General features: G+C 59.9%; 30 protein-coding genes. 16 read left to right on the forward strand and 14 right to left on the reverse strand.

The annotated features are described in order from the left end of the window. Position 1 precedes the first annotated feature (1 nt). The 8 genes from TRM7615_RS25510 to TRM7615_RS06255 all read left to right on the forward strand — a co-directional run bounded on the left by TRM7615_RS25510 (position 2) and on the right by TRM7615_RS06255 (position 6,726). Entirely contained in the window at positions 2 to 175 is a 174-nt protein-coding gene (locus TRM7615_RS25510) for a hypothetical protein (RefSeq protein ID WP_165759848.1), read from the forward strand. After that, the gene (locus TRM7615_RS06225; RefSeq protein ID WP_108786053.1) at positions 172 to 1,134 is read left to right on the forward strand and encodes a calcium/sodium antiporter; all 963 of its coding nucleotides are present in this window, start codon (positions 172 to 174) and stop codon (positions 1,132 to 1,134) included. Before TRM7615_RS25510 ends, TRM7615_RS06225 begins: the two co-directional genes overlap by 4 nt. A 24-nt stretch (positions 1,135 to 1,158) precedes the next feature. Further along, positions 1,159 to 1,938: an SDR family oxidoreductase gene (locus TRM7615_RS06230; RefSeq protein WP_108786054.1), complete on the forward strand. Its 780-nt coding sequence runs from the start codon at positions 1,159 to 1,161 to the stop codon at positions 1,936 to 1,938. A 290-nt stretch (positions 1,939 to 2,228) separates the two neighbouring features. After that, on the forward strand, positions 2,229 to 4,100 hold the full coding sequence (gene uvrC / locus TRM7615_RS06235) for an excinuclease ABC subunit UvrC (RefSeq protein ID WP_108786055.1): 1,872 nt from the start codon (positions 2,229 to 2,231) through the stop codon (positions 4,098 to 4,100). Between the two features lie 53 nt (positions 4,101 to 4,153). Further along, positions 4,154 to 5,311 (forward strand): serine hydrolase domain-containing protein, encoded by a 1,158-nt coding sequence (locus tag TRM7615_RS06240; RefSeq protein ID WP_108786056.1) that lies wholly within the window; start codon positions 4,154 to 4,156, stop codon positions 5,309 to 5,311. 55 nt (positions 5,312 to 5,366) lie between these two features. Further along, positions 5,367 to 6,029: a CDP-diacylglycerol--glycerol-3-phosphate 3-phosphatidyltransferase gene (gene pgsA / locus TRM7615_RS06245; RefSeq protein ID WP_108786057.1), complete on the forward strand. Its 663-nt coding sequence runs from the start codon at positions 5,367 to 5,369 to the stop codon at positions 6,027 to 6,029. 3 nt (positions 6,030 to 6,032) lie between these two features. Beyond that, a complete protein-coding gene (moaD, locus tag TRM7615_RS06250; RefSeq protein WP_108786058.1) occupies positions 6,033 to 6,278 on the forward strand; it encodes a molybdopterin converting factor subunit 1 in 246 nt (81 codons plus the stop codon). A 4-nt stretch (positions 6,279 to 6,282) separates the two neighbouring features. Then, complete coding sequence (locus TRM7615_RS06255; protein ID WP_108786059.1) at positions 6,283 to 6,726, forward strand: molybdenum cofactor biosynthesis protein MoaE; 444 nt, start codon at positions 6,283 to 6,285, stop codon at positions 6,724 to 6,726. 299 nt (positions 6,727 to 7,025) lie between these two features. On the opposite strand, the gene TRM7615_RS06260 is transcribed toward TRM7615_RS06255, so the two are convergent. The 3 genes from TRM7615_RS06260 to ubiA form a co-directional block, all read right to left on the reverse strand. Further along, a complete protein-coding gene (locus tag TRM7615_RS06260; RefSeq protein WP_108786060.1) occupies positions 7,026 to 7,337 on the reverse strand; it encodes a hypothetical protein in 312 nt (103 codons plus the stop codon). Between the two features lies 1 nt (position 7,338). Further along, positions 7,339 to 9,258, reverse strand: a complete 1,920-nt coding sequence (locus TRM7615_RS06265) for an OmpA family protein (RefSeq protein WP_108786061.1) — start codon at positions 9,256 to 9,258, stop codon at positions 7,339 to 7,341. 65 nt (positions 9,259 to 9,323) lie between these two features. After that, positions 9,324 to 10,286 (reverse strand): 4-hydroxybenzoate octaprenyltransferase, encoded by a 963-nt coding sequence (gene ubiA / locus TRM7615_RS06270; RefSeq protein ID WP_108786062.1) that lies wholly within the window; start codon positions 10,284 to 10,286, stop codon positions 9,324 to 9,326. Positions 10,287 to 10,298: 12 nt separating this feature from the next. On the opposite strand from ubiA, the gene TRM7615_RS06275 reads away from it, so the two are divergent. From TRM7615_RS06275 to TRM7615_RS06295, 5 genes are all read left to right on the forward strand, one after another. Continuing rightward, positions 10,299 to 11,024, forward strand: a complete 726-nt coding sequence (locus tag TRM7615_RS06275) for a 16S rRNA (uracil(1498)-N(3))-methyltransferase (RefSeq protein WP_108786063.1) — start codon at positions 10,299 to 10,301, stop codon at positions 11,022 to 11,024. Continuing rightward, positions 11,021 to 11,866, forward strand: coding sequence for a GNAT family N-acetyltransferase (locus tag TRM7615_RS06280; RefSeq protein WP_108786064.1), 846 nt, complete (start codon positions 11,021 to 11,023; stop codon positions 11,864 to 11,866). The genes TRM7615_RS06275 and TRM7615_RS06280 overlap by 4 nt, the downstream gene beginning before the upstream one ends. After that, positions 11,863 to 12,390 (forward strand): hypothetical protein, encoded by a 528-nt coding sequence (locus TRM7615_RS06285; protein WP_108786065.1) that lies wholly within the window; start codon positions 11,863 to 11,865, stop codon positions 12,388 to 12,390. The genes TRM7615_RS06280 and TRM7615_RS06285 overlap by 4 nt, the downstream gene beginning before the upstream one ends. A gap of 67 nt (positions 12,391 to 12,457) precedes the next feature. Continuing rightward, positions 12,458 to 13,828, forward strand: coding sequence for a glutamate--cysteine ligase (locus TRM7615_RS06290; protein WP_108786066.1), 1,371 nt, complete (start codon positions 12,458 to 12,460; stop codon positions 13,826 to 13,828). 101 nt (positions 13,829 to 13,929) lie between these two features. Then, a complete protein-coding gene (locus TRM7615_RS06295; protein WP_108786067.1) occupies positions 13,930 to 14,364 on the forward strand; it encodes a carboxymuconolactone decarboxylase family protein in 435 nt (144 codons plus the stop codon). On the opposite strand, the gene TRM7615_RS06300 is transcribed toward TRM7615_RS06295, so the two are convergent. The 11 genes from TRM7615_RS06300 to TRM7615_RS06350 all read right to left on the reverse strand — a co-directional run bounded on the left by TRM7615_RS06300 (position 14,312) and on the right by TRM7615_RS06350 (position 21,637). Beyond that, positions 14,312 to 15,178 carry a fatty acid desaturase gene (locus TRM7615_RS06300; RefSeq protein ID WP_108786068.1) on the reverse strand — a complete coding sequence of 289 codons (867 nt, stop codon included), beginning with the start codon at positions 15,176 to 15,178 and terminating at the stop codon, positions 14,312 to 14,314. The genes TRM7615_RS06295 and TRM7615_RS06300 overlap by 53 nt on opposite strands. Next, complete coding sequence (locus TRM7615_RS06305) at positions 15,171 to 15,668, reverse strand: hypothetical protein (RefSeq protein WP_108786069.1); 498 nt, start codon at positions 15,666 to 15,668, stop codon at positions 15,171 to 15,173. The genes TRM7615_RS06300 and TRM7615_RS06305 overlap by 8 nt, the downstream gene beginning before the upstream one ends. Positions 15,669 to 15,699: 31 nt before the next feature. Further along, the gene (locus tag TRM7615_RS06310) at positions 15,700 to 16,224 is read right to left on the reverse strand and encodes a GbsR/MarR family transcriptional regulator (protein ID WP_235824033.1); all 525 of its coding nucleotides are present in this window, start codon (positions 16,222 to 16,224) and stop codon (positions 15,700 to 15,702) included. Between the two features lie 110 nt (positions 16,225 to 16,334). Continuing rightward, a complete protein-coding gene (locus TRM7615_RS06315; RefSeq protein ID WP_108786070.1) occupies positions 16,335 to 16,811 on the reverse strand; it encodes a YHS domain-containing (seleno)protein in 477 nt (158 codons plus the stop codon). Positions 16,812 to 17,009: 198 nt separating this feature from the next. Next, entirely contained in the window at positions 17,010 to 17,336 is a 327-nt protein-coding gene (locus TRM7615_RS06320; RefSeq protein ID WP_306417717.1) for a hypothetical protein, read from the reverse strand. After that, a complete protein-coding gene (gene plsY, locus TRM7615_RS06325; protein ID WP_108786071.1) occupies positions 17,267 to 17,875 on the reverse strand; it encodes a glycerol-3-phosphate 1-O-acyltransferase PlsY in 609 nt (202 codons plus the stop codon). Before plsY ends, TRM7615_RS06320 begins: the two co-directional genes overlap by 70 nt. Beyond that, the gene (pyrC, locus tag TRM7615_RS06330) at positions 17,875 to 19,155 is read right to left on the reverse strand and encodes a dihydroorotase (RefSeq protein WP_108786072.1); all 1,281 of its coding nucleotides are present in this window, start codon (positions 19,153 to 19,155) and stop codon (positions 17,875 to 17,877) included. Before pyrC ends, plsY begins: the two co-directional genes overlap by 1 nt. After that, entirely contained in the window at positions 19,152 to 19,529 is a 378-nt protein-coding gene (locus TRM7615_RS06335) for a hypothetical protein (protein WP_108786073.1), read from the reverse strand. The genes pyrC and TRM7615_RS06335 overlap by 4 nt, the downstream gene beginning before the upstream one ends. Continuing rightward, positions 19,526 to 20,053, reverse strand: coding sequence for a hypothetical protein (locus tag TRM7615_RS06340; protein WP_108786074.1), 528 nt, complete (start codon positions 20,051 to 20,053; stop codon positions 19,526 to 19,528). Before TRM7615_RS06340 ends, TRM7615_RS06335 begins: the two co-directional genes overlap by 4 nt. Next, positions 20,050 to 20,985, reverse strand: a complete 936-nt coding sequence (locus TRM7615_RS06345; protein ID WP_108786075.1) for an aspartate carbamoyltransferase catalytic subunit — start codon at positions 20,983 to 20,985, stop codon at positions 20,050 to 20,052. The genes TRM7615_RS06340 and TRM7615_RS06345 overlap by 4 nt, the downstream gene beginning before the upstream one ends. A 73-nt stretch (positions 20,986 to 21,058) precedes the next feature. After that, entirely contained in the window at positions 21,059 to 21,637 is a 579-nt protein-coding gene (locus TRM7615_RS06350) for a scavenger receptor class F, member 2 (RefSeq protein ID WP_235824034.1), read from the reverse strand. A gap of 83 nt (positions 21,638 to 21,720) precedes the next feature. Between TRM7615_RS06350 and TRM7615_RS06355 the strand changes: the two genes are divergently transcribed. The 3 genes from TRM7615_RS06355 to TRM7615_RS06365 all read left to right on the forward strand — a co-directional run bounded on the left by TRM7615_RS06355 (position 21,721) and on the right by TRM7615_RS06365 (position 24,617). Next, positions 21,721 to 22,485 carry a uracil-DNA glycosylase gene (locus tag TRM7615_RS06355; RefSeq protein WP_108786076.1) on the forward strand — a complete coding sequence of 255 codons (765 nt, stop codon included), beginning with the start codon at positions 21,721 to 21,723 and terminating at the stop codon, positions 22,483 to 22,485. A gap of 25 nt (positions 22,486 to 22,510) precedes the next feature. After that, positions 22,511 to 23,053 (forward strand): molybdenum cofactor biosynthesis protein B, encoded by a 543-nt coding sequence (gene moaB / locus TRM7615_RS06360; protein ID WP_108786077.1) that lies wholly within the window; start codon positions 22,511 to 22,513, stop codon positions 23,051 to 23,053. A gap of 109 nt (positions 23,054 to 23,162) precedes the next feature. Beyond that, positions 23,163 to 24,617 (forward strand): efflux RND transporter periplasmic adaptor subunit, encoded by a 1,455-nt coding sequence (locus TRM7615_RS06365; RefSeq protein ID WP_108786078.1) that lies wholly within the window; start codon positions 23,163 to 23,165, stop codon positions 24,615 to 24,617. The last annotated feature ends 4 nt before the right edge of the window (positions 24,618 to 24,621 follow it).

Consider the following 24,621-nt stretch of genomic DNA (forward strand, 5'->3'; position numbering starts at 1 on the left):
CATGATAATCAAGATCGTCGCGATATTTCTGGTGTTCATGGTCGTGCTGGCCATGTTCGGCAAGTTGCACTGGCTGCCCGGCGGCAAGCGCCTTGCTTCGGCCAAATGTCGCAAATGCGGTCGCTACAAGATCGGCAAGGGCCCCTGCGGCTGCGGCCATGGAGGCAAAAAATGATGCCCTGGATTCTCTCGTCTCTGGGCCTGGTCATCCTGCTTCTGGCCGGTGACGCCTTGGTACGTGGCGCCGTGAACCTTAGCTTGCGTCTGGGTGTTCCTGCATTGATCGTCAGCCTGACCATTGTGGCTTTTGGCACCTCGGCGCCTGAATTGCTGATCGCGATCAAGGCGGTCAAGGAAAACGCGCCGGGCATTGCGCTGGGTAACGTGGTTGGATCGAACACGGCAAACATCCTGTTGGTGCTGGGTATTCCGGCGATTCTGGCAACCTTGCACACCAGCGAATGCAACACGCGGCGCAACTACGTTTTCATGTTGATTGCCACAGTGCTCTTCATCGCGCTGGCGTTTTGCGGAACCTTTACGGTTTGGAGCGGTTTGATTCTTCTTGCCGCATTGGCGCTGGTGCTGCTGAACGCCTTTCGTCAGGCGCGTGCACATCGCAGGCAAGGCTGCGTTGACGAAGACGAAGAAGAACTGGACGGCCTGGAAGATGCAGACCCGAACATGCCCTATTGGCGGATCGGGATTTATCTGATCCTTGGGTTGATTGGTCTACCCATGGGCGCACATCTATTGGTCGACAATGCATCGATCATCGCGCGGACCTATGGCGTCAGCGAGACAGTGATTGGTCTGACGCTGGTTGCGGTGGGGACCTCTTTGCCTGAACTGGCCACCACAGTCATGGCGGCTCTACGCCGGCAGGCCGATGTCGCGCTGGGCAATGTCATTGGCTCGAACATGTTCAATCTGTTGGCGATCGTCGGCCTCACAACCTTGTTTGTGGGGGACATCCCCGTGGACGAGGAATTCCTGGAGTTTGACCTTTGGGTCATGCTGGGTGCATCGCTGCTGTTGGTTCCGTTTGTGTTCTTCGGGCGTGACATCACCCGCATCTGGGGCGTGATCCTGTCGGTCCTCTATTTCACCTATGTGGTCGCCGTACTTGTGTAAGGCGGCTGTCGAAAGGGAACTGTGATGAAACGTTGTTTGGTGACCGGGGCTGGCATTCGGCTGGGCCGCGCAATGGCGCTGTATCTGGCCGATCGCGGTTATGATGTTGCCGTGCACTTTGCGTCATCCGAACAACCTGCGCTCGACACGGTTGCTGAAATCCAGGCTAAGGGGCGTAATGCCGTGGCCCTGCAAGCAGACCTCTTGGATGAGGCGCAAGTGCAGGCTTTGTTACCCCGCGCGATCGACGCCTTGGGTGGGCCCATCACCTGTCTGGTGAACAACGCCTCTATTTTTGAATACGACACGATCTCAAGTGCCACGCGCGCAAACTGGGACCGACATATGGACAGCAACCTGCGGGCCCCGTTTGTGTTGACGCAGGCGATGGCAGATCAAGGGTTGCAGGCGTCGACGGATGAGAATGGTGAGCCTATTGCGACGGGTCTGATCCTGAACATGATCGACATGCGGGTGAACAAGCTGACGCCCGAATTCATGACCTATACGCTGGCCAAGATGGGCCTGTGGGCACTTACGCAGACCTCTGCGCAAGCGTTGACCCCGGCCATACGGGTCAATGCCATAGGGCCTGGCCCGACGATGCAAGGGCACCGCCAAACTGCTGAACATTTCGCTGCACAGAGAGCAAACACGATATCCGGTCGGGGGGCGAATCCAGCCGATATCACCGCTGCCTTGGGCTATTTCCTGGATGCTCCGGCGGTCACCGGGCAGATTCTATGCGTGGATGGCGGGCAGCATCTGGGGTGGAAAACGCCAGACGTTCTAGGCCCAGAATGAGCCTTTGGCGTGCAAGTTTTGCACCGCTCCTAAATCTGTTACCAAAGCGTTACAAAAATGTCTTTGTTTTCATGACCTTGCTACACGACGTGAAAAGTTTAACGTAAAATCAATCGGTTATGAAATTGCCTATTTTTTATGCAAACGCCCGGAGCGCCTAGTTTTAAACGGGTTTTTGCATATCAGCGAAAGATATCTCCATAGTTATCCACAGGAATCGTGGATTTGTTTTCTCTTGATCCAGGCGCGTTGAGATTGCAGCCAGAGCCAGAGAATCATATTTCAGTGACATGACTGATGCGCACGCCCCAACTGACGAAGCCACGCCCACCGGATATGCCTGTATTCAGGGGTATCTCAAGACATTGGACAATTCGCCTGGCGTCTATCGGATGCTCGATACGGAAAGCCGGGTTTTGTACGTGGGCAAGGCCCGCAACCTGAAAGCGCGGGTGTCAAACTATTCGCGCCCGGGTCACTCGGGCCGGATCGAGCGGATGATCCGCGATACCACCTCGATGATGTTTCTGACCACGCGCACGGAAACCGAAGCGTTGCTGCTGGAACAGAACCTGATCAAGCAGCTCAAGCCCAAGTACAACGTGCTGCTGCGCGATGACAAAAGCTTTCCCAATATTCTGGTGGCCAAGGATCATGCCTTTCCGCAGATCAAGAAACACCGAGGCGCCAAAAAGCAGAAGGGGGCCTATTTTGGGCCTTTTGCCAACGCAGGTGCGGTGAACCGAACGCTCAACCAGTTGCAAAAGGCGTTCCTACTGCGCAATTGCTCGGATTCCATGTTCGAGAGCCGGACACGCCCCTGTCTTCTGTATCAGATCAAACGGTGTTCGGGGCCTTGCGTCGGCCTGATTTCGGAAGAGGGGTACCGTGAGAGCGTCAAAGACGCGGAACGGTTTCTGTCTGGCCGGTCGACAAAGGTGCAAGAGGATTTGGCCCAACAGATGATGGTCGCGTCCGAAGCGATGGAATTCGAACGCGCCGCCGGTTTGCGCGATCGCATCCGGGCGCTGACGCAGGTGCAATCGAGCCAGGGCATCAATCCGCGCGGCGTGACCGAGGCGGATGTGATCGGCCTGTACATGGAAAGCGGTCAGGCCTGCGTTCAGGTGTTCTTCATCCGTGCGAACCAGAATTGGGGCAACCGCGACTTTTATCCCCGGGTCGGGCCAGATGTATCGCCGGCCGAAGCGATGGAGGCGTTCCTGGGTCAGTTTTATGACAACAAGGAACCGCCGCGACAGTTGATCCTGTCGGATGCCATCGAAAACGCTGACCTGATGCAAGAGGCGCTGTCCGACAAGGCAGGCCGCAAGGTCGAGATTTTGGTGCCACAGCGGGGTGAAAAGCAAGAGCTGGTGGCCGGCGCGCTGCGCAACGCGCGCGAGTCGCTAGCGCGGCGCATGTCAGAAAGTGCGACGCAGGCCAAATTGCTGCGCGGCGTGGCCGAGGCGTTCGATCTGGATGGTCCTCCGAACCGGATCGAGGTCTACGACAACTCGCACATCCAAGGCACCAATGCGGTGGGCGGAATGATCGTGGCGGGCCCCGAGGGGTGGATGAAAAACGCCTATCGCAAATTCAACATCAAGGGCGATGACCTGACGCCGGGGGATGACTTCGGCATGATGAAAGAGGTGTTGCATCGCCGTTTTACTCGCCTGCTGAAAGAAGACCCGGACCGCGACAAGGGGCTGTGGCCCGATCTACTGCTGATCGACGGTGGGGCCGGGCAGGTGAGTGCGGTACATGAGATCATGGCGCAGCACGGCGTCGAAGACATTCCAATGGTCGGTGTGGCCAAGGGGGTCGACCGGGATCACGGTAAGGAAGAATTTCACCGCACCGGCCAGCATCCTTTTGCGCTCAAACGCAATGACCCGGTTCTTTACTTCATCCAGCGTTTGCGGGATGAGGCGCACCGCTTTGCCATCGGCACCCATCGTGCGAAACGGGCCAAAGCCATCGGGGCGACACCGCTTGACGAAGTGCCGGGTGTGGGTGCCACCCGGAAACGGGCGTTGCTGACGCATTTTGGCAGCGCAAAGGCGGTGAGCCGCGCCAATCTGGCGGATCTTAAAGCGGTTGATGGCATTTCCGACACCCTGGCAGAGACCATTTACGACTTTTTCCACGATCGGTGACTTGTCATTCAACCCGTCCTGCGCTTGGCTGCGCGGAACAGGGAGAGAGACACATGCCAATTATGCAAGGGTTTCCGCCGGACGAGGCGGATCAGGTCACTTTGGCCAACTGGCGTACGCAACCGTATTCATCCTGGGCCTTTCACCACGTTCGCGAGATCGTCCCTTCGGCCGATATCAGCAATGATCCAACGGATGTCTGGGAGCTGCCAGAAGGCGACCCGCTGGTCACAGATACCCAGATCCAGATCACCCTTGCCGAAACGCGCACCGACGCCCTGGTCGTGCTGCACAAGGGACGGGTCGTGCACGAGATGTATCGAAACGGGATGACGGCCGAGGATCCGCACATTCTGATGTCGGTGTCAAAGTCGATGCTGGGCCTGCTTGCCGGATGTCTGAACGACAAAGGGCTGCTGGATCTTGAAGCCGCCCTGACAGATTATGTGCCTGAGTTGGCTGAAACGGCCTATGCGGGTGCCACCGTTCGACAGGCCCTCGACATGCGGGTGGGTGTCGAGTTCTCAGAGGATTACCTGGCGACGTCCGGTCCGATCATCTCTTATCGCAAGGCGGCAAATTGGAATCCGGTCGAGCCGGGAGACAGCGTGCCCGATCTGCGTGGTTTCCAGGGGATGCTGACCGAGACCGATGGCCCTCATGGGGGTCGCTTCCACTATGTTTCGCCGGTGACGGACCTTCTGGCTTGGGTATTCGAACGTGCCGCTGGCAAACGATATGCCGATCTGATGTCCGAACATCTTTGGCGGCCGATGGGTGCAGAAAAGGCAGCCTATATCACGGTTGACCGGATCGGCGGCGCCCGAGCCGCCGGAGGCATGTGTGTCACCGCACGTGATCTGGCGCGCGTGGGAGCGTTGATGTGTCAGGGCGGTGCGCGTGACGGGAAGCAGGTGATTCCCAAGGCCTGGCTCGATGATATCGTCGACAATGGCGACAGGCAGGCTTGGGTGCAGGGTGATTTCCATGAACGCTTTGACACCTACAACATGTGCTATCGGTCGAAATGGTATGTTCATCGGGAAGAAAGGCCCTTGATCCACGGAATGGGCATTCATGGTCAGTTTCTGTTTGCCGATCCCGCACGAGACCTGTCCATTGCGATTTTTTCCTCCGAGGCCGAACCAACAAGCGACCATGCGTTTGCACCCAGAATGGCATTGGTTCGCTTGCTGCAGGCGGCGGTTTGACCCTCATGCCACCGACCCTCTTTCCTCGCGACGCTTGCCGGGATAAACCGGTCGCATGAAATGGAACTTGCCCAATATCCTGACTGTACTTCGCTTGGTTGCCGCGCCCGGCGTTGCGGTGATGTTTCTGTACTTCACGCGCCCCTATGCCGACTGGTTTGCCCTGACGCTTTTTGTGACCGCGGCCATCACCGACTGGTTTGACGGCTACCTTGCACGGGCGTGGAAGCAAGAGACGAAACTGGGTGCAATGCTGGATCCGATTGCCGACAAGGCAATGGTGGTGATCGCCCTGATGGTTATCGTCGGATATTCGTCGATGTCGCCCTGGCTGGTTCTGCCGGCAACACTGATCCTGTTCCGCGAGGTTTTTGTGTCTGGCCTGCGAGAGTATCTGGGGGATACGGCCGGGACGCTGAAGGTCACCAATCTGGCCAAATGGAAAACCACCGCCCAGATGGCTGCGATTGCGGTTCTGTTTGGTCAGGGCGTGTTTGAACACTATCTGGGTATGAGCGCCTGGGGCATGGATCCGCAGATGATCGACGACATCCTGACCGGGCGTGAAGAAGACCTGCTAGGGTTGCGTTGGAAATTGACCGGGATGGAGCTTTGCTGGTGGATTGGCTTGACGCTGTTGTGGATTGCCGCAGGTTTGACTGCGATCACCGGGGTGGATTACTTCCGCAAGGCCCTGCCGCACGTGAGAGAAGGGTAAGCCATGGATATTCTCTATTTCGCCTGGGTGCGTGAGCGCATTGGCTTGCCCAAGGAAAAGGTCGAGACTAGTGCCGAAACCGTATCACAGCTTGTCGACGAACTGCGGGCGCGAGAAGAACGCTACGAGGTTGCCTTTTCCGATCTGAGCGCGTTGCGGGTGGCCTTGGATCAAGAGCTGTCGGATTTCGATGCCTCGCTTGCAGGTGTACGCGAAGTGGCGTTTTTTCCGCCGATGACCGGGGGCTGATCCGGTGAAAATCTCGGTTCAAAAAGAGCCATTTGACTTGGGAGCTGAGGCCAACGCATTTGCCGCTGGCGACACCTCGAATGGGGCCATCGTGACATTCACGGGTGTCGTGCGGGATCTGGTGCAAGGCGATCTCGATATGATGGAGATCGAGCATTACCCCGGCATGACCGAAAAGGCGCTGACCAAGATCGCGAACGAGGCGCAAGAGCGTTGGTCGCTTGGTGATGTGCTGGTGATCCACCGCCATGGGCGTTTGGCTCCAGGGGATCAGATCATGATGGTGGCCACGGCCGCCCCGCACCGCAAAGACGCGTTTGAGGCAGCTGAATATCTTATGGACTACCTCAAATCCCGTGCGCCGTTCTGGAAGAAAGAAATCACCGGCGAAAGCGCGGATTGGGTTGCAGCCAAGGACGAGGACGAAGACGCACTGACGCGGTGGTGAGGGCATTTTCAACCTAATGGGGTCGCATCTGTCTGGTTGGTCTGAACACAGTGTCATCCCAGGGGTGCTCCCGCGCCCGGGCAGTCCTGACTGCGTCAGCCCAACCAACGGCCTTGGGCCGAGCGCCGAGCAAAGCTCGGCGCGGTCCCGCCAAGGCGCACCCTTCCGTCAGACATATTGCTTGACCGCTGCGACCAGGATCAACCGCCGAGCGCAGCGAGGCTTGGCCCAACGGGAGAAGATGCCCTGAAAGGGGCATCGACGACGGGCGGGAGCGTCACGAGTTTCAGAGAACAACGTCAGCCGACGCGGGCGCGCAGTTCTTCGGCCTCTTGCCGGGCGGCGCGCAGGCCGTCCATCGCGGCGCTCAGTTCCGCTTCGGTCTGCGTCAGCTGGTTGGTCAGCTCGGCCTCACGCTGTTGCAGATAGGTGATGGCCTGATCGCGGGTCTCTTCTGCCTCGTGGAGCTCCTGGCTCATCCGGTCGAGATCGGCCACGTCGCTTTGTCTTACGCGGGTGAACCGATGCACGAGCCAATTGGCGAACCACCCCATGGCAAAGGCCACAAAGAGGATGATCGCGGTGGTGATGATGAATTCGGTGCGGTTCATGTCACTGGTCCTCTTCGGTGGCTTGCGAGGCGTCTTCGTCGTCGGTCTCAGATGTCTCGGTCGGCGCCTCTTCGGCGATCGCATCCAGTGTGGATGATCCCTCTTCGGATGCTTCGGGTCGGATCAGGCGGAACTCAATCCGGCGGTTGGCTTCGCGGCCATCCTCGGTCTTGTTGTCCGCAATGGGCTGGCTTTCACCATAGCCTACGGCCACGTAGCTGGAAGTCAAAATGCGGCGCGAGCGCAATTCGTTCAGTACCGATTGGGCACGGGCCTGGCTCAGTTGCTGATTCATCTCTTCGCGGCCTTGGCTGTCGGTGTGTCCCTGGATCTCCAGGCGGATCTGTCCGCAAGCGTCCAGGATGTCCGCGATCTTGTTCATCGTATCCAGAGACGCGGCCGCGATGGTGGCCGAGCCGGGTTCGAAGGCAATCTTGCTTCCTTCCTGTACCAGGGCAATCTCTGCCTCGCAAACCTCGGGGTCGGGTGCCTTGTCCTCGGGTTCGGGCGGGGCATGGTAGGTGACGGACAGGTCATAGGTCTGCGCATTTCCCAACTTGTCGGACAGCAGGCCCGCAATTTGCGCACTGGCGTCTTCCTGCTCGCTCACACCGCTCAACGTCACGTTGTCAGGTGTCACGGTCAGCGCGCCATTGGTCAGCATCGACAACGCCTCGAGCCCGGCCAACACGCGCACCGGCCACGTGGCAGGCAGATCCGGAACAACGCGCGCCGCAGTATAGACCGCATCGGTGCCAAAGGCGGCCTTGGCATAGCTGTCGACCATGTGGCGCAGGTTTTCGTCGTTCAGACGGCCGCGCAGCTGTACCAGACCTTCTGGGCTGAGCGTTGCAGTGAATTCGGGTGGGCCTGCGTCATTGGCAACTTCTGGTTGGGGCAGCACCGCGTACAGGGCAAATACCTCAGGCAACTCGGCCTCAAGTTCACCGACAACACGGTCGAACTGTGTCTGATCGGTACCTTGGGCGGCCACGAGGGTGATGTCAGCGTCGGCGATCGTGACTGTACCCTGACCGAGTTCGGCCAAGGCACCGATGCTCAGTTCTGACGCGCGGGCCCATTTCGGCGAGGGGACGCCCATGCCGATGGTACACGTCGGGGAACCTTCGATTCCGGCCTTACGGGCTGCGGCGACAATCCGGGCTTGCGCGATACGATCCTGGGCGGAACACGCATCGAAACGGCTGCCGGTTTCATCAATCAGGAACCGCATGGTGAACGGCGTGATCACGGGACGAGGCGCGGCGATGTCGACCCCGATTCGCAGCCCCGGAGGTGCGGCACGGTTCAGCGCGTCCTCAAGTTGTCTCTTGGCTTCGGCACTGTCAGAGATCGCAGTGATCGACACCTGACCGGCGGCTACGGATACCTTGGATCTTGGCAGCATCGATAGCGCCTTGAGCGAAAACCCCATGGCATCAATCCAGCCGCCCGGCACGTTGTAGTCCGCGGTTTCCAACAGATCGGTGACGTTGTCCTCGCCGGCCAGGGAATTCAGTTGTGCAATGATCTCGTCCCGGTCCGACTGCGCAGGGATCAGACCGATGATCGAAATTCCGCTGTCATTGCGCAGAATTTCAGCTGAAAATCGCGGCGGCGCGAGATCGGCCGATGGTGCAATCTGCATCTCGTCGATGACGCGCGAGGGGTCGACCTCGTCACCAACAACGGTCAGAGCGTTGAACCGTGTGGCCTCATCCTTTGCAATGCCGGTCATCGTTATTTGCAGGCCGTCGGCCTGCACTTCGGCCCAGTCGTGGCCATTGCGATCCAGTGCTCGGCGCACCACGATTTCCGAATTCTCCTCGACGGTTGTTACTGCAAAACTTGCAGCAACAAGGCACAGCCCAGCGGCCAGGGCGAAGGTCAGGGCGACCACAATCGAGAGGGGAAGGCGCATGTCTTTTGGTCGTTTTCCGTCCGGTCTTTGGCGGATGTCTTACATTCCTGGTGCGTTATGTGCAATCACGCGAGCAGCGCTGCGCAAAAGAAGATGAGCGGAATAAAGCCGGTATCGCGGTTCACGCGGAAGAGTTGCAGCAGTTTCGCGTTGTCTTCTATGTCCAATCCGCGCAGTTGCCAGGCCATGTGCCACCCCATGGCCCAAGGCCCCACAAGAGCGACAAGCATCGCAAGCAGCGGAGCATCGGGCAGACCGGCCTCGATCACGGCAAGCCCCATGAAGCTGACGGTGGCCACCAGAAAATACTTCATCCAGCGCGCGGTATCCGTGCCGAACAGGCGTGCGGTGGATTTCACCCCGATCAGCGCATCGTCTTCGGTGTCCTGATGGGCATAGATGGTGTCATAGAACAGCGTCCAGGCGATTCCGGCCAGATAAAGCAGCACCGCAGGTGCCCCCAAAGAGCCGGAATGGGCGGTCCAAGCCAGCAATGCCCCCCAATTGAATGCCAGTCCCAGAAACACCTGCGGCCACCAAGTGAAACGCTTTGCGTAGGGGTAGACCGCGACAGGCAGCAGCGACAGCACGCCTAACGCGATGGCCGCCTGGTTGAAAGTCAGCAGGATCGCCAGCCCCAAGAGGGCTTGGAGCACCATCCAGAACAATGCCTGTCTAACGCTCACTTGCCCCGAGGGAATGGGCCGCGAGCGGGTACGCTCGACCTGCCCGTCAAAGTCACGGTCGGTTATGTCGTTCCACGTACAGCCCGCACCGCGCATCAAGAAGGCGCCCAGACCACAGCCAACAGCGATCCACAGATCGAACAGGCGCGGGGCTTGATCGTCAAAGATAGCCAGGGCCAACCCCCACCAGCAGGGGATCAGCAACAGCCAGGTGCCGATGGGTCGGTCCGCGCGGCTCAGCCGCAGATAGGGACGGCTCCAGGCTGGGGCGTACAGGTCGACCCAGTTGTCGGAAGGTGCGTCTGAAACCTGACCATCTGGTGTTGGGGCATTGCCTTGCATATGTAGGCTCTCATGAGTGCAAAGATCAGACTGTATGTAGAGCACCCTTTGGGGGATGGGCAATCGGTTCCTTTGGATCGCGATCAGGCGCATTACCTCTTTGGCGTGATGCGGTTGGCCGTGGGTGGGCAGGTGCTGCTGTTCAACGGCCGAGATGGCGAATGGCTGGCGGATGTCGAGCAGGCGGGCAAGCGCGCCGGAGTTTTGGCTTGCGTGCAGCAGACCAAACCGCTGCAAATGCCCCCCGATCTGTGGCTGCTTTTTGCGCCAATCAAAAAGGCGCGTACGGATTTCATCGTTGAAAAAGCAGCGGAAATGGGCGCGGCACGGATCGTGCCCGTGCAGACCGAGTTCACCAATTCGGAACGTATCCGCCAGGATCGGCTCCAGGCGCATGCGGTCGAGGCAGCTGAGCAATGCGGCGGCACCTACGTGCCCGAAGTCGCTGAATTGCAGAAACTTGACCGCCTGCTGGATGATTGGCCCGATGGGCGGCAACTGATGTTCTGCGACGAGGCCGAGGTCGGCGCGGCAAAACGTCTGGCCTCCAATACACCGGGTCAACCCTGGGCCATCCTGATCGGGCCTGAGGGCGGCTTTTCCGACCGCGAACGCGCGCGTCTGTCGGCCTTGCATTTCGCCTATGTGGTCAGCCTTGGCCCCCGCATCCTGCGCGCGGACACGGCGGCGGTGGCGGCGATGACGATTTGGCAACAGGCGTTGGGGGACTGGGAATGATCCGGGAGGCGGAGGTCGAAGATCTGCCTCGGATCAATGCATTTCTAGACCAACACATCGAAACCTCGATGTTTCTCCGCAGCAATCTGGCGACGCACGGATTGGGGTTTTCTGATCATCCCCATTCCACCCGGGCCTTTGTATGGGAGGCTGATGGGCAGTTTGGGGTCTTTGGTTTGTCCAAGGTTGGCTATGTGATGGCACAGATGCCCGACATGCGTCTTGAGGCGGCCGAGGCTTTTGGTCATGCCATCACTGGCCATAACGTTCTTGGAATGACCGGCGAAAAGGCCCAGGTCGACATGACGTTGCGCGGATTGGGGCTTGGTAAGGCAAAGCTCAAGATGCTGGACGACGAACCGCTGTATCAGATGGAACTGGCCGACCTGTCCAAAACCCGCGTGAACAGCCGCGCGTTGCTGGAAAGCGATCTTGGCCCATTGGAGCGGTGGTTCGCACACTACCTTGAGGACACTGGTCAAGAAAACGAAGCCGATGCACGATCCAATGCAGCGGCGCGCGGGCGTGCAGCGTTCGACAACGGGCGGGCCGAAGTTTTGTTGATCGACGGTGTCCCGGTTGCGATGGCTGACATCAATGCCCATGTCGAAGATGTGGTTCAGCTTGGCGGTGTTTTTGTGCCGACAGAACATCGCGGCAAAGGATACGGGGCCTTGGTGACAACAGCGATCTTGCAACGCGAAGCCGCAAGGGGTGCAAAACAGGCGATCCTTTTCGCCAACAACCCGATTGCTGCCCGCGCTTACGAATCCATCGGGTTCAAACAGATCGGTTGGTATCGCATCGCCCTGCTGCAAACCCCCTGCGAGGTCCGGTCATGAGTTTCATTCGTCCAGAAGCCAAAGCCGCCCTGTGGCGTTGGCGCGAGGTGATTGCGGCGGGGCTTTTGGCCTTTGTCGGATCAACCTGGGTGATTGGCCCCGGTGGCTTGCTGGGCGGATTGGGCTGGATCGCCATCGCCGTCAGCCTTGGGCTGGCCGTTGTGGGCTTTCAACGCGCGCGGTTTCGGACCGGATCGGGCGGGCCAGGGGTCGTCCTCGTGGATGAGGGGCAAATCACCTACTATGGTCCGCTGACAGGCGGTGTGGTTGCGACAGATGCCATCGAACGCCTGGCGCTCGATCCGACGGCAAAACCTGCCCATTGGGTGCTGGAACAGCCCGGCCAGCCGCCGTTGCAAGTGCCAGTCAATGCCGAAGGGGCCGAGGCGCTGTTCGATGTCTTTGCCACGTTGCCTGGCTTGCGCACCGAACGCATGCTGAATGAGCTCAGCGGTAAAGGCGTTCACCCGGTCGTGATCTGGGAACGTCGCTCGATGCGACCGCCCGAGCTCAGGCTGCATTGACAGTTCGGTCTTTTCGCCTCACTGCTGACGATCAGACATAGCTAATTCAGGATCGGGAGCGCGTCTCATGTCCATTCCTCAGTCCGGCGGTGGGCCGATCGAACGTCATGAACAACTGGCCGAATATCTGGCCGATGGCTGTAAGCCAAAGGATCAATGGCGGATCGGGACCGAGCATGAAAAGTTCGGCTATTGCAAGGATACGCTGAAACCCCTGCCGTATGACGGCAAGCGCTCGATTCTTGCCGTGCTCGAAGGGCTGCGCGACGGCCATGGCTGGGCCCCTCTGGAAGAGGGCGGCAAGCTGATCGGTCTGGAAAAAGATGGCGCCAATGTTTCGCTGGAACCTGGCGGGCAATTGGAGCTGTCGGGCGCACCGCTTGAGACCATTCACGAGACCTGTGACGAGGTGAATCAGCACCTGCGGGACGTCAAGGACATCGCCGACAAGATCGGCGTGGGGTTCATTGGTCTGGGGGCTGCCCCGATCTGGAGCCACGAGCAGATGCCGGTGATGCCCAAGGGGCGGTATAAGCTGATGACGGACTATATGGACCGCGTCGGCACCATGGGTAAGGTCATGATGTACCGGACCTGCACCGTGCAGGTGAACCTGGATTTCGCGACAGAGGCGGACATGGTGCAGAAACTGCGCGTGGCCTTGGCATTGCAGCCGGTGGCGAATGCGCTGTTCGCGAACTCGCCCTTCCTTGATGGCAAACCCAACGGCGTGAAATCGACCCGAGGTCTGGTCTGGCGTCATCTGGATGACGCGCGCACTGGGATGCTGCCCTTTGTGTTTGACGAAGGGTTCGGGTTCGAAGCCTGGGTGCAATACGCGCTCGATGTGCCGATGTACTTCGTCTATCGCGACGGCAAATACATCGACGCACTGGGCATGTCGTTCCGCGACTTCCTTGAGGGCAAGCTGCCTGCGCTGCCGGGTGAAACACCGACGCTCAGCGATTGGGCGGATCACCTGACCACTGCTTTCCCCGAGGCGCGGATCAAGAAATTCATGGAGATGCGAGGTGCCGATGGTGGCCCATGGCGCAGGCTTTGCGCTCTGCCGGCCTTCTGGGTTGGTCTGATGTACGACCAGTCGTCGCTGGATGCGGCTTGGGATCTCGTCAAAGGTTGGGACGCGGAAACGCGCGAGGCTTTGCGGGTTGCGGCTTCCGAACAGGCGCTGCAGGCGCAGGTTGGCGACATCAATATGCACGATCTGGCGCGCGAAGTTGTGGCGATTTCCGAGGCCGGTTTGAAAGCCCGTGCCAAACCCGGTGCCGGTGGCATGGTCCCGGATGAAACCCACTTCCTGAACGCGCTCAAGGACAGCATCGAAACAGGCAAGACGCCTGCTGACGAACTGCTGGACCGCTACAATGGCGATTGGAACGGTGATCTGACCAAGATCTACGACGAGTTCGCCTATTGAGTCAGCGCATCCCTCCGGTTGCAGATGAGACGCCAGAGCAGGTCGAGGTGCAAAAGCGTGTGGCCCAAATGTGAGGCCGCACGCTGAACATCTCGGATGCGATGGCGCATAACCCGGCGGTGCTGGATGGGTTCCTGTCGTTCTGGGCCGCGCTGGATCAAAGCGGTCTGTCCGCTGAAGACCGCGAGGTCATCTGCATGGATATGGCGGTGCAGAACGGTTGCCACTATTGCGTACCGGCGCACCTTGGGATGGCACAGGCCAGAGGTGTCGACATGGTGATGATCGAGCAGATCGCACAGGGTGCGCTCTTGTCGGGCAACAGTCGGGCTGCGAAGCTACAAGGACTTACCCGGCGTCTGGTCGAAACCGGTGGACAGCTGAGTGATGGCGAATTGGAGCAGGCGCGAGCCGACGGATTCGACAACGCGCAACTGGTGGCCATCGTGGCCGAGATTGCACATTGCCATTTCACCAACAGCTTCAACCGCTTGGCGCGGACCGAACCGGACGCGCATTTTCCCGACTGGCCCTGACGGAGGTATCCAGCCACGGCACAACGGGCTGTCGGCTGTCGGCATAGCCAGGTACCTGAGCATCCAGTCGCTTGGCCAGTTCGGGCAGGCGGCTGACCGGCACTTTGGGAAACAGATGATGCTCGCGGTGATAGAACATCAGATAGGCCACCCGTGCCATCGGGCCGCGCTGGCTGCGCCCTGCCAACCAGGTGTGCGCGGTGCCTTGATGGGTGATCCAGACCGCAAAGAACGCGGTCAGGCATTGCGCCATCGCCATTGCGGCCAGGTGCAACAGCAGAAAGGTCAAACCCGAAGCAAGACTCGCCAGAACAACCAAGACAACGACGACCCCGTCCGTCATCAGGCGCCACCGCCACTTTGGCCCGCCATTGGTCCAGGCTGCGCGGATCAGCTCAATCGGAAAACGCGGGCCATAGAGCAACACCTCGAGCGCGCCCATCTCGCCACATTTCCCCTCGTGGTCCTTGGGGCCCATGGCATGGCGGTGGTGCTGCAAATGGCTCCACGCGACCGAGCAGTTGCAACCGCACATGGCCCCGCTCAGGGCGTGAAGGATCACGATGTCCCACCTACGTGGCAGGCCCAAATTACTATGGATCGCCTCGTGGTTCAGACGCAGGGCGCAGAGGAAATACATGAAGCTGCCAATCGCCCCCAATGGCCAGAATGCCGAGGCATAAAGCCACCAGGACAGCGCAAGCCAAGGCAGGGGAAGTGACAGTTCTATCAGAGTTTGGCTGCGACCCACCGGGGTCAGGTCGCGCCAATTCACGCCCTTCGGTGGGGTTTCCTTGGCATGAGCATCACACATGGCATCCGCTCCTCTGGTTTTGACGGCGATGGATCAGAAAACCCGCGACACAGCCCCAGGCAGGCGCAAAGATGCTGCCCATGAGCAGAAAGAGGTTCATGACGCTGTTCAGGCCGTTCAAACCGAAAGCTGCGGAGAGCAGGACCAAAACCCCAGACAAGATCGTGTTGGTAGCCAGGGCCAAAACGGCAACCACAATCGGATTGGCAGGTCGGCGAACCAGGTAACGCCGCAAGACCCAACCGCCGATCAGGACGAACTGAATGATGCCAAACGGGATTGCAAAGAATGCCAAGAACGCAGCTGAACCAAAGAATTCTGTGGTACCAACCAAGAAGTCCGGAGCGGTGATCGCCCATTCGACAACTGCTGCAAGACACAAGTTGATGCACAACATAACCACCAGGATCAGCCACGTGACAAATGGTGCTGCAACCAATGCGAGCCCGATGTTCGAGTTCAGTTCGTTAATTTTCGTTATTTCTGTCATTTGAGAAGTTACCAGGTAAATTTTTTTGGAGCTACCCCTTTGGCAAGAAGCGGGTCAATTTCGAGCCGAGCTTCAATACTGCCAGGTGCACGCTGCGAGGAAGACGCGAAAAGTCCGTGTACCAATCGTCAAACATCTGCATCACACTCAAGGTCTCAGCCATGCGGGATTTGACAAACTCAGGCGTTCCGTCCTCTGCGGCTTCTTTCTCGACCTGCTTCAAAGCGGCCAAAGTGGGGGCAAATTCACGCTCTCGGCGGCCTTGGATTACAGTGTCGACCAGATCGAACATGTCGCGCACCGATGTGAAATGATCGCGCCGGTCGCCCAGTTGTCGGCTGGATTTCACCAGCTTCCAGGCCTGCAACTCTTTCAACCCGTTCGACACGTTAGAGCGCGCCAGATCGAGCGTCTCGCAAATCTCTTCGGCAGTCATTGGTTCGGGCGCGATGTGCAGCAGCGCGTGGATCTGCGCGACCGAACGATTCACGCCCCACCGCGAGCCCATTTCACCCCAGTGAAGGATAAAGTTCTGCATGGCCGGGGTCAGGTTCATCGTGCGACTCGCATTAAATTTCTGTAATGACAGAAATAACTGACGATCGTGACTCAAGCAAGAAAAAACCGGCAACGCATCGCGCTGCCGGTTTGTCGGGACATCCCTTATTACTGCGCTTGCAGCTCTTCGGGGGTCTTGTCTTCGATATCAGTCCAGTTTGTGTCGGCCGACACGATGAAGCCCGGAACGTCTTCGTTCCAGCGTTCCTGGATCTGAGCCGACAGGTTCAGGTACAGCTTGTCATCAACGATCTTCCAGTAGTTCGGGTCGCCGTCAAACTTGAAGCCCATTGCGGTACCGAACGCACAGAACCCACCGTATGCCGGTGCATATGCTTCGGGGTTTGCTTCGAACGCGGCTTTGTTTTCCTCGGAAGAGAACCAGTAGGTTGCCTCATTGTAGACCGAGGTCAGGCGATAGTCGCCTTTGGTCGGTTCACCCACGGTGAAATAGGCAACCGGGTCGAAACCTTGCAGAGCCAGGCCAGTGTTGCTTGCGTTGACGTCTACGCCAGCGGCCAGAGTTGCGCCAGCCAGAGTTACGGACAGGGCGATGCCGCCGATCAGGGATTTTACTTTGTTCATGAGTCTTTCCTCACAGGTTCAGACCTTTTCACCAAAGGCGGACAAGGTGCTGATATTTCGATGTTGGATGACGTGTAATTCCGTCACGACACCGACATGGGCCAAGCTTTGATCACGTTCAAAGCAACTCAATTTGATTGTGCAGGAGTGAAAACTGACTGTGCGAAAATATATGTTTACAGATCGGTAAATTCACTTTTACGCACATAAATCGGCAAGGAAAGCGACAACTTTCTGCTCGGGCATTTCGCAGGGTTTCAGCAATGGTCCGCGTCGCAGGTCGTAGACGTTTAGGCTGATGTAATCCGGCCCACCCAGCTCGGTCGCGACCAGTTTGACCGACCGCCCTTCGGCGAAGCAGGTTTTGGACACCACATAGCGGCGCCCGCCTGAGGTGCCGTGAACCGTACCCTCGGGCCAGTCCGCAAGGCGGCGCAGCGCTTCGGTCAGATTGCTCAGCTCTTTTGCCCGATCCGGGGTTCGGTCCCGGCCTTGATCCGGGCAATGTTTGCGCGATGGCGCCAATACACCAGCAACGTCAGCAGAACGCCCAGCAACAATGCCGTGCCGTGGCCAAGCAGGATGGCCCAAACCGTGGAGCTGGCCGCTGCAACAAGGGCCGCCATGGATGAGGTTCGAGTGATGGCGGCAGCCGCCAGCCAGGTCAGACAGCACGCAATGCCGACCGGCCAAGCCAATGCCAGCCACAGTCCCAAAAACGTCGCAACCCCCTTGCCGCCTTTGAATGCCAACCAGACCGGATAGCAGTGTCCGACAAAGGCCGCGAGCGCTGCGACCTGCACCGCGTCCTCGCCAGCCATGGCACGGGCCAGAAGCACGGCCACCACGCCTTTGCCGCCGTCAAACAGCAACGTCAACGCTGCCGCCGTCTTGTTTCCGGTGCGCAGAACGTTGGTGGCACCGATGTTGCCCGAGCCGATGTCGCGCAGGTTGCCAAGGCCCATCACACGCGCCCAGATCATGCCAAAGGGGATCGACCCCAGGCCGTAACCGATCGCGGCCCACAAAAGCAGGCCGAACAGCGGGGTATCAATTGGGGGCATCAGTTCCTCCGGAAAACTTCGTGACCACCAACAAAGGTCGCCAGCACCCTACCTTGCATCCGCTGGCCGTCAAACGGTGTGTTCTGCGATTTCGACAACAGTGTCGTGCGGTCCAGAACAAAGGGCACATCCGGGTCAAAGACGACCAGATCGGCAGGCGCGCCCACGCTAAGCCGGCCTGCGTCCAGCCCCAACCGTTTGGCCGGATTCAGGGACATCGCCCGGAATAGGGTCGGCAGGTCCAAATATTCGGCGTGCACCAGGCGCAGGGCGGCAGGCAGGAAGGTTTCCAGAGCAACGGCACCGGCGGCGGCCTCTTCAAACGGAAGGCGTTTGCTTTCTTCGTCCTGTGGCGTGTGCATCGAGCTGATGATGTCGATCAATCCGGTGTGTACGGCCTCGATCACCGCCAGCCGGTCGTCCTCGGACCGCAGTGGCGGCTTGACCTTGAAGAAGGTGCGATAGTCCGCCACGTCCAGTTCGTTCAGCGTCAGATGGTGGACCGAGGTGCCTGCGGTGATGTCCAAACCGTTGGCCTTGGCACGTTCCAGTGCGGGCAGGGCGCGGGCGGTGGTGATCTGATCAGCGTGATATTTGGCGCCGGTCATTTCCAACACGGCGATGTCGCGGTCCAGACCCATGCGCTCGGCCATGGGGGACACGGCGGGCAGGCCATAGAGCGCGGCAAACTTACCGCTGGTCGCTGCCGCTCCGTTGCTCAGGATCGGCTCTTGCGGATGTGCCATGACCAGAGCGCCGCAGGAGCGAGCATAGGTCAGCGCGCGGGCAAAAACCTTGGTGTCGCTGATCACGTGATCGCAATCGGTGAAGGCTACGGCGCCCGCGTCTTGCAGGAACCCGATTTCGGTCATCTCGCGCCCGTCGCGCCCCTTGGTAAGTGCGGCCATGGGCAGCACGTTCACCGGCGTGTCAGCCTGGGCGCGGCGGGTGACGAATTCCAAAGACTCGGGCGTGTCGATGGCGGGCGTTGTGTCGGGGCGTGTGACCATGGTGGTCACACCACCTGCTGCGGCTGCGCGACCTGCGGATTTATAGCTTTCCTTATGCCGCTCACCCGGCTCACAGACCTTGACGCCGATGTCGATGATGCCGGGGGCCAGGCATTTGCCGCCGCAATCCACAGTTTCGACATCCGATGGCTCTGGCGTCCCTTCACCGGTTGCCTCAATTCTCCCGTCGCTCACGTGCAGCCAACCTAGGGTATCCGTGCCTGCTTCGGGGTCGATCAGGCGCGCGTTGGTAAAGAGAGTGTCGCTCATGGAATGGCCCTTTCGATGGCAGCCTTGGTGGTTGCGGGATCGGCTTGGTATTTGATCAGGTGCTTGTCGCCCGTCTTGGTCACGATCTGCACATAGCTGCCCATCGTGTTGACCTTTTCGATGTTGCTCAGGGCCACGCGACGCGGACCCGGGCCGACCAGATCGTCGCCCTCAATGGCCCAGACATAGCCCAGTTCTTCGGACGCCAAGTACCAGCCACGCAAGACAATGGCGGCTAGCCCCGCAGGCGCGCCGGTCCAGACGTAAGGGTTGCCGATCAGCCAAAGCATCAGCATCGCGCCGCCCATGGCGGCAGCGGCCATCCAGGTGTGACTGCGGATATAGGCGCTGCGGTCTGCGGGAAACTCGGTCATCGCAGCACCTTGAGCAGAACCACCGTGATCACCAGTGAGAAGCCCACGACAAATGTCAGAACGATCTGACGGGTACGGCGCGCCTCGGCGTCGCTGGCGGGCGGGGCAGCAGAATAGGGCGCGGCGCTTTCCGTCTGAATCGGTGCAGCAGACCAATCGGTGCCGTCCTCGGTATAGATGCCGATCAGCGAGATACCTTCATCCGGGCTCAGCGTGACCTCTTTGCCTTCAAACGCCTTGCTCCGCAGCAACAGAACCCAGCCTTGAGCCGCATCCAGAACGGGTTTGTCGAGCTGTGCGGGATCGACACTGCACCCCTCGGACAGATAGCCGTAAAGCCCCACCTCTTCGAGGTCGGAGACCGGAAACACCTCGACCTGTTCGTCATCCAACGCGGCAAGCCCCAGGACCTGCGCCACGGCTCCGGGCTCTTGCAGAAACCGCGCCTCTTCGGGACGCATGTCCAAAGAAAACAGGCGCAGAACGCGCTGTTCGCCTTTGCGGATATGCAGCGGATTGCTCATGCGGCGGCGGTCAGGTTGCGGGCCAGCAGCTCCATTGCGGCCATGCGCACGGCGACGCCCATCTCGACCTGCTCTTGAATGACCGAGCGGTTGATGTCGTCCGCCAGGGTGCCGTCGATCTCAACACCGCGGTTCATCGGGCCGGGGTGCATGACGATGGCGTCGGGCTTGGCGAGGCTGAGCTTTTCAGCGTCCAATCCGTAGCGGTGGTAATATTCGCGTTCGGACGGGATAAAGCCGCCATCCATCCGCTCGCGCTGTAGCCGCAGCATCATGACCACGTCGACGTCCCTTAGACCCTCGCGCATGTCATCATAGATCTCGGCGCCAAACTCGGCGAATTGTCCTGGCACCAGCGTCGGTGGGCCGATCAGGCGGATGCGGTTTTCCATCTTGCCCAGCAGGATCAGGTTCGACCGGGCCACGCGCGAATGCGCAACGTCGCCACAGATCGCGATGTTCAGCCGGTGCAGACGCCCCTTGGCCCGGCGGATGGTCAGTGCGTCGAGCAGCGCCTGGGTGGGGTGCTCGTGTTTGCCATCGCCCGCGTTCAACACGGCGCAGTTCACCTTTTGCGCCAGCAGATCGACCGCGCCGGAATGCGGGTGACGCACCACCAGCAGATCGGGGTGCATCGCGTTCAGCGTCATGGCGGTGTCGATCAGTGTCTCGCCCTTTTTGATCGAAGAGGCCTGCATCGCCATGTTCATCACATCCGCACCCAGGCGTTTGCCGGCAATCTCGAAACTCGCCTGTGTGCGGGTCGAGTTTTCAAAGAACATGTTGATCTGCGTCAGCCCGGCGAGCACATCGGCGTGTTTGCTGGATTGCCGGTTCAGATCCACATAGGTCTCGGCCAGGTCCAGGATCGCCGTGATATCACTCTGGGAAAGTTGTTCGATGCCAAGAAGGTGACGGTGCGCAAAACTCATGGGCCGGACTCCGATCTGACATTTTGAGCGCTTATAAGAAGGTCGAGTGCCCGGGGCAATATGCAAGCGGGCGCTATTGGGACGCACATCCGCCTTCGGGCAGACACTGCTCGCCGGGCTTGCACCACTTGCCGTAACCACAGTCGACTGCCTTGATTGGAACGCAGCCGCGCCCCTTGGAGCATTTGAAGCCGGGGCGGCATTCCGAGTCTGTTTCCTTGCATTGATACCAACCCGGCTCCGAGCACCCGCCACCCGGTAAGCAGCCCGTGGTCGGATCTGCACCCGGAACCTCCAGGCGTTCCTGATCGGTGGTTCTGCGGCAGTCACCGTTTGCGGTGCAGGTGGTGCCGGGCGGGCAGACCTTGCCGTTGTTGCATTGGCTGGATCCATGCGCCGAGCAGCGTAGCCCGCCGTCGATGCAAAGCTGCCCACGTGGACAGGACCGTCCGCCGCCGCAATAGGTGCCACCAAGCGGGACGCAATGACCGTCCCAGCTGCAGGTGGTGCCTGCGCGGCAGCAGTTGCGAAAGCCGCATTGCTGCGTGCCGATCGGGCATTCCGATCTGGTGCCCCCCAAGGGGTTGCTCAACTGAGCTTGGGCCGCAGAACCAAGGACCAGAGCCAGACAAAGAAACAGCAAACGCAACATGGCGGGGATGGTCCAACACGGGCGATGCGGTGACAAGTGGTTATCCGCTTTCCCTCGCCATTGTTACGACTAGACTGTGCGCCATGGAATCGGCTTTGGATTATCACACCGCACGGGCGCTGCTGGAATGGCAGATCGAGCTTGGCGTGTCTGAAACCATCGGGGACACCCCGGTGGACCGATATGCCTTGCCGGACAAGACGGCCAAGCCCAAGAAAGCCAAGGCCGAGCAGGTCGCGCCTGTCAAACACAAGGAAGTCGATCCGGCTGACATAGCCCGCCAAGTAGCCAAGGCCGCGACGTCGCTGGAGCAGCTGCAAGCCGCGATGGGGGCGTTTGAACATTGCGAGCTCAAGAAGGGCGCGCGCAATCTGGTCTTTGCCGACGGCAACCCAGAGGCGCGCGTGATGATCATCGGCGAGGCACCAGGGCGGGATGAAGACCGTGAAGGGCGCCCATTTGTCGGACGGGCCGGACAATTGTTGGACCGGATGCTGGACGCCATCGACCTCAGCCGCGAAAATTCGGTCTACATCACCAATGTGCTGCCCTGGCGACCGCCCCAAAACCGCGATCCGCGCCCGGATGAGATCGGCATGCTGAAACCGTTTCTCGAGCGTCATGTGGAGCTGGTGAAGCCCGACGTGCTGGTCCTGATGGGCAACATCAGCTGCCAGGCGGTGCTGGGCAAACGCGGAATCACCCGGCTGCGCGGCAAGTGGGACGCGGCGCTGACCCTGCCGGTGATGCCCATGTTCCACCCCGCTTACCTGCTGCGCCAGCCGCAAGCGAAGCGTCTCGCCTGGGCGGATCTGTTGGAACTCAAGGCAAAGCTGATGGGCAGCTGAGCCCCCGATCACCGAAAGGCCCCCCATGTCGTGCATCGACGAAACCAAAGATTTCATTGCCACCCGGATTGCGGTGCTCACGGTCTCTGACAGCCGTTCACTGGCAGAGGACCGCTCGGGCCAGGTGCTGGTTGATCGCATTGCTGACGCGGGCCATGTGCTGGCTGATCGCAAGATCATGCCAGATGAGCGCGCCGAGATCGCCGATCAACTTCGCGCCTGGGTGGCGAACCCTGAAGTTGACGTTGTGATTTCCACCGGCGGCACCGGCCTGACCGGGCGCGATGTCACTGTCGAAGCGCATCGCGACGTCTACGAAAAGGAAATCGACGCGTTTGGGACCGTGTTCACCATCGTGTCGATGCAAAAGATTGGAACGTCGGCGGTGCAATCGCGCGCCACCGGCGGGGTTGCGGGCGGCACCTATCTGTTTGCTCTGCCTGGCAGTCCTGGCGCCTGCAAGGACGCCTGGGACGAGATTCTGGTCAAACAACTGGATTACCGTCACCGCCCTTGCAACTTTGTCGAAATTTTTCCGCGATTGGACGAACATCAGCGACGGAAGTAGACTGACCCGGCGTTTAACTCCGGATAACTGCCTTGTGGCTTGGCAATGTCTTTGGCGTTGCTAGGTTATAGGCATGGCAGCAACAAGCGACCGAGACAGGGTAAACTAGATGCGTTTTCTGCGACAAAGCCTGGTTGGGGTGTTTCTGGCGTCCATGACGCTGGCGCTGCTGCTTTATGCGGGGCAGTTGGTGATGGGGGCGGTGCAAAGCCGTCTAGAAAACGAAAAAAAACCGCCCCAAGCGCGTGAACGTGTGTTTGCCGTCAATGTTCAACGGGCCGAGTTTGGCACTGTGGTGCCCGAACTTGAGGCCTTTGGTCAGGTGCAAAGCCGCCGAACATTGGAGCTGCGCGCCGCGGCGGCTGGTCGTGTGGTCGAACTTGCCGAGAACGTCGAAGAGGGCGGAGTTGTACACGCGGGCGAGGTTCTGATCCGGATCGATCCGGCGGATGCGCAATCGGCCTTGGATCGTGCGGAATCGGATTTGCTGGACGCACAGGCCGAAGAACGCGATGCGGAACGGACGCTGGATCTGGCGCGCAACGAATTGCAGGCGGCGATCGACCAATCAGAACTGCGGGATCGTGCTTTGAAACGCCAGCAGGACCTGGCCGAACGCGGCGTGGGGACAGCAGCGGCTGTTGAGACGGCCGAACTTGCGGCTGCATCCGCCCGTCAGGCGGTTCTTGCGCGACGCATCTCCGAGGCACAGGCCGAGGCGCGCGTGGATCAGACCGTGACCCGTCTGGCGCGCGCGCAGATTGCATTGGATGCCGCGCAGCGTGATCTGACCGACACCACGATCAAGGCCAGGTTCGATGGGACGCTATCCGAGGTGCATCTGGTCGAGGGGCGCTTGGTGTCGGCAAACGAAAAGCTGGCCGAACTTGTGGACCCGATGGCGCTCGAAGTGGCGTTTCGCGTGTCTACGGCGCAATACGCGCGGCTGCTGAATGACGATGGTCGATTGATCAACGCCACCGTGATTGCCTCTCTGGATGCCGCCGGGTCGAACTTGCTTGCGCGGGGAACGATCAGCCGTGACAGCGCGGCAGCGGGCGAAGGGCAGTCAGGGCGTTTGATCTTTGCCCGGCTCGAGGCCGCACTTGGGTTCAAACCCGGTGATTTTGTCACCGTGTCGGTCGAAGAACCCCCGTTGGACGGGGTCGCGCGCCTCCCTGCGTCGTCCTATGCGGCCGATCGCACAGTTCTGGTTGTCGGTGCTGATGACCGTCTGGAAACGCTCAAGGTGCAACTGGTACGGCGTCAGGGCGATCACGTGCTCTTGCGGGGTGAAGGGCTGGAAGGGCGCGAAGTTGTCGTCGGACGCACCCCGCTTTTGGGGGCCGGTATCCGGGTTCGTCCGCTGCGCGAAGAGGCTGAAGCAGCCCCGGTGGACCCCATGGTGGAGTTGACTGACGAGCGGCGCGCCAAGCTGGTGGCCTTTGTCGAAGGCAATCAGCGCATGCCAGATGAGATGAAGGAACGCGTCTTGGCACGGCTGGCCGAGGTCAAGGTACCAGCCGCCCTGGTGCAACGGATCGAAGCCCGGATGGGGGGATAACCCG

The sequence above is a fragment of the Falsiruegeria mediterranea M17 genome, assembly GCF_900302455.1.
Taxonomy (GTDB): domain Bacteria; phylum Pseudomonadota; class Alphaproteobacteria; order Rhodobacterales; family Rhodobacteraceae; genus Falsiruegeria; species Falsiruegeria mediterranea.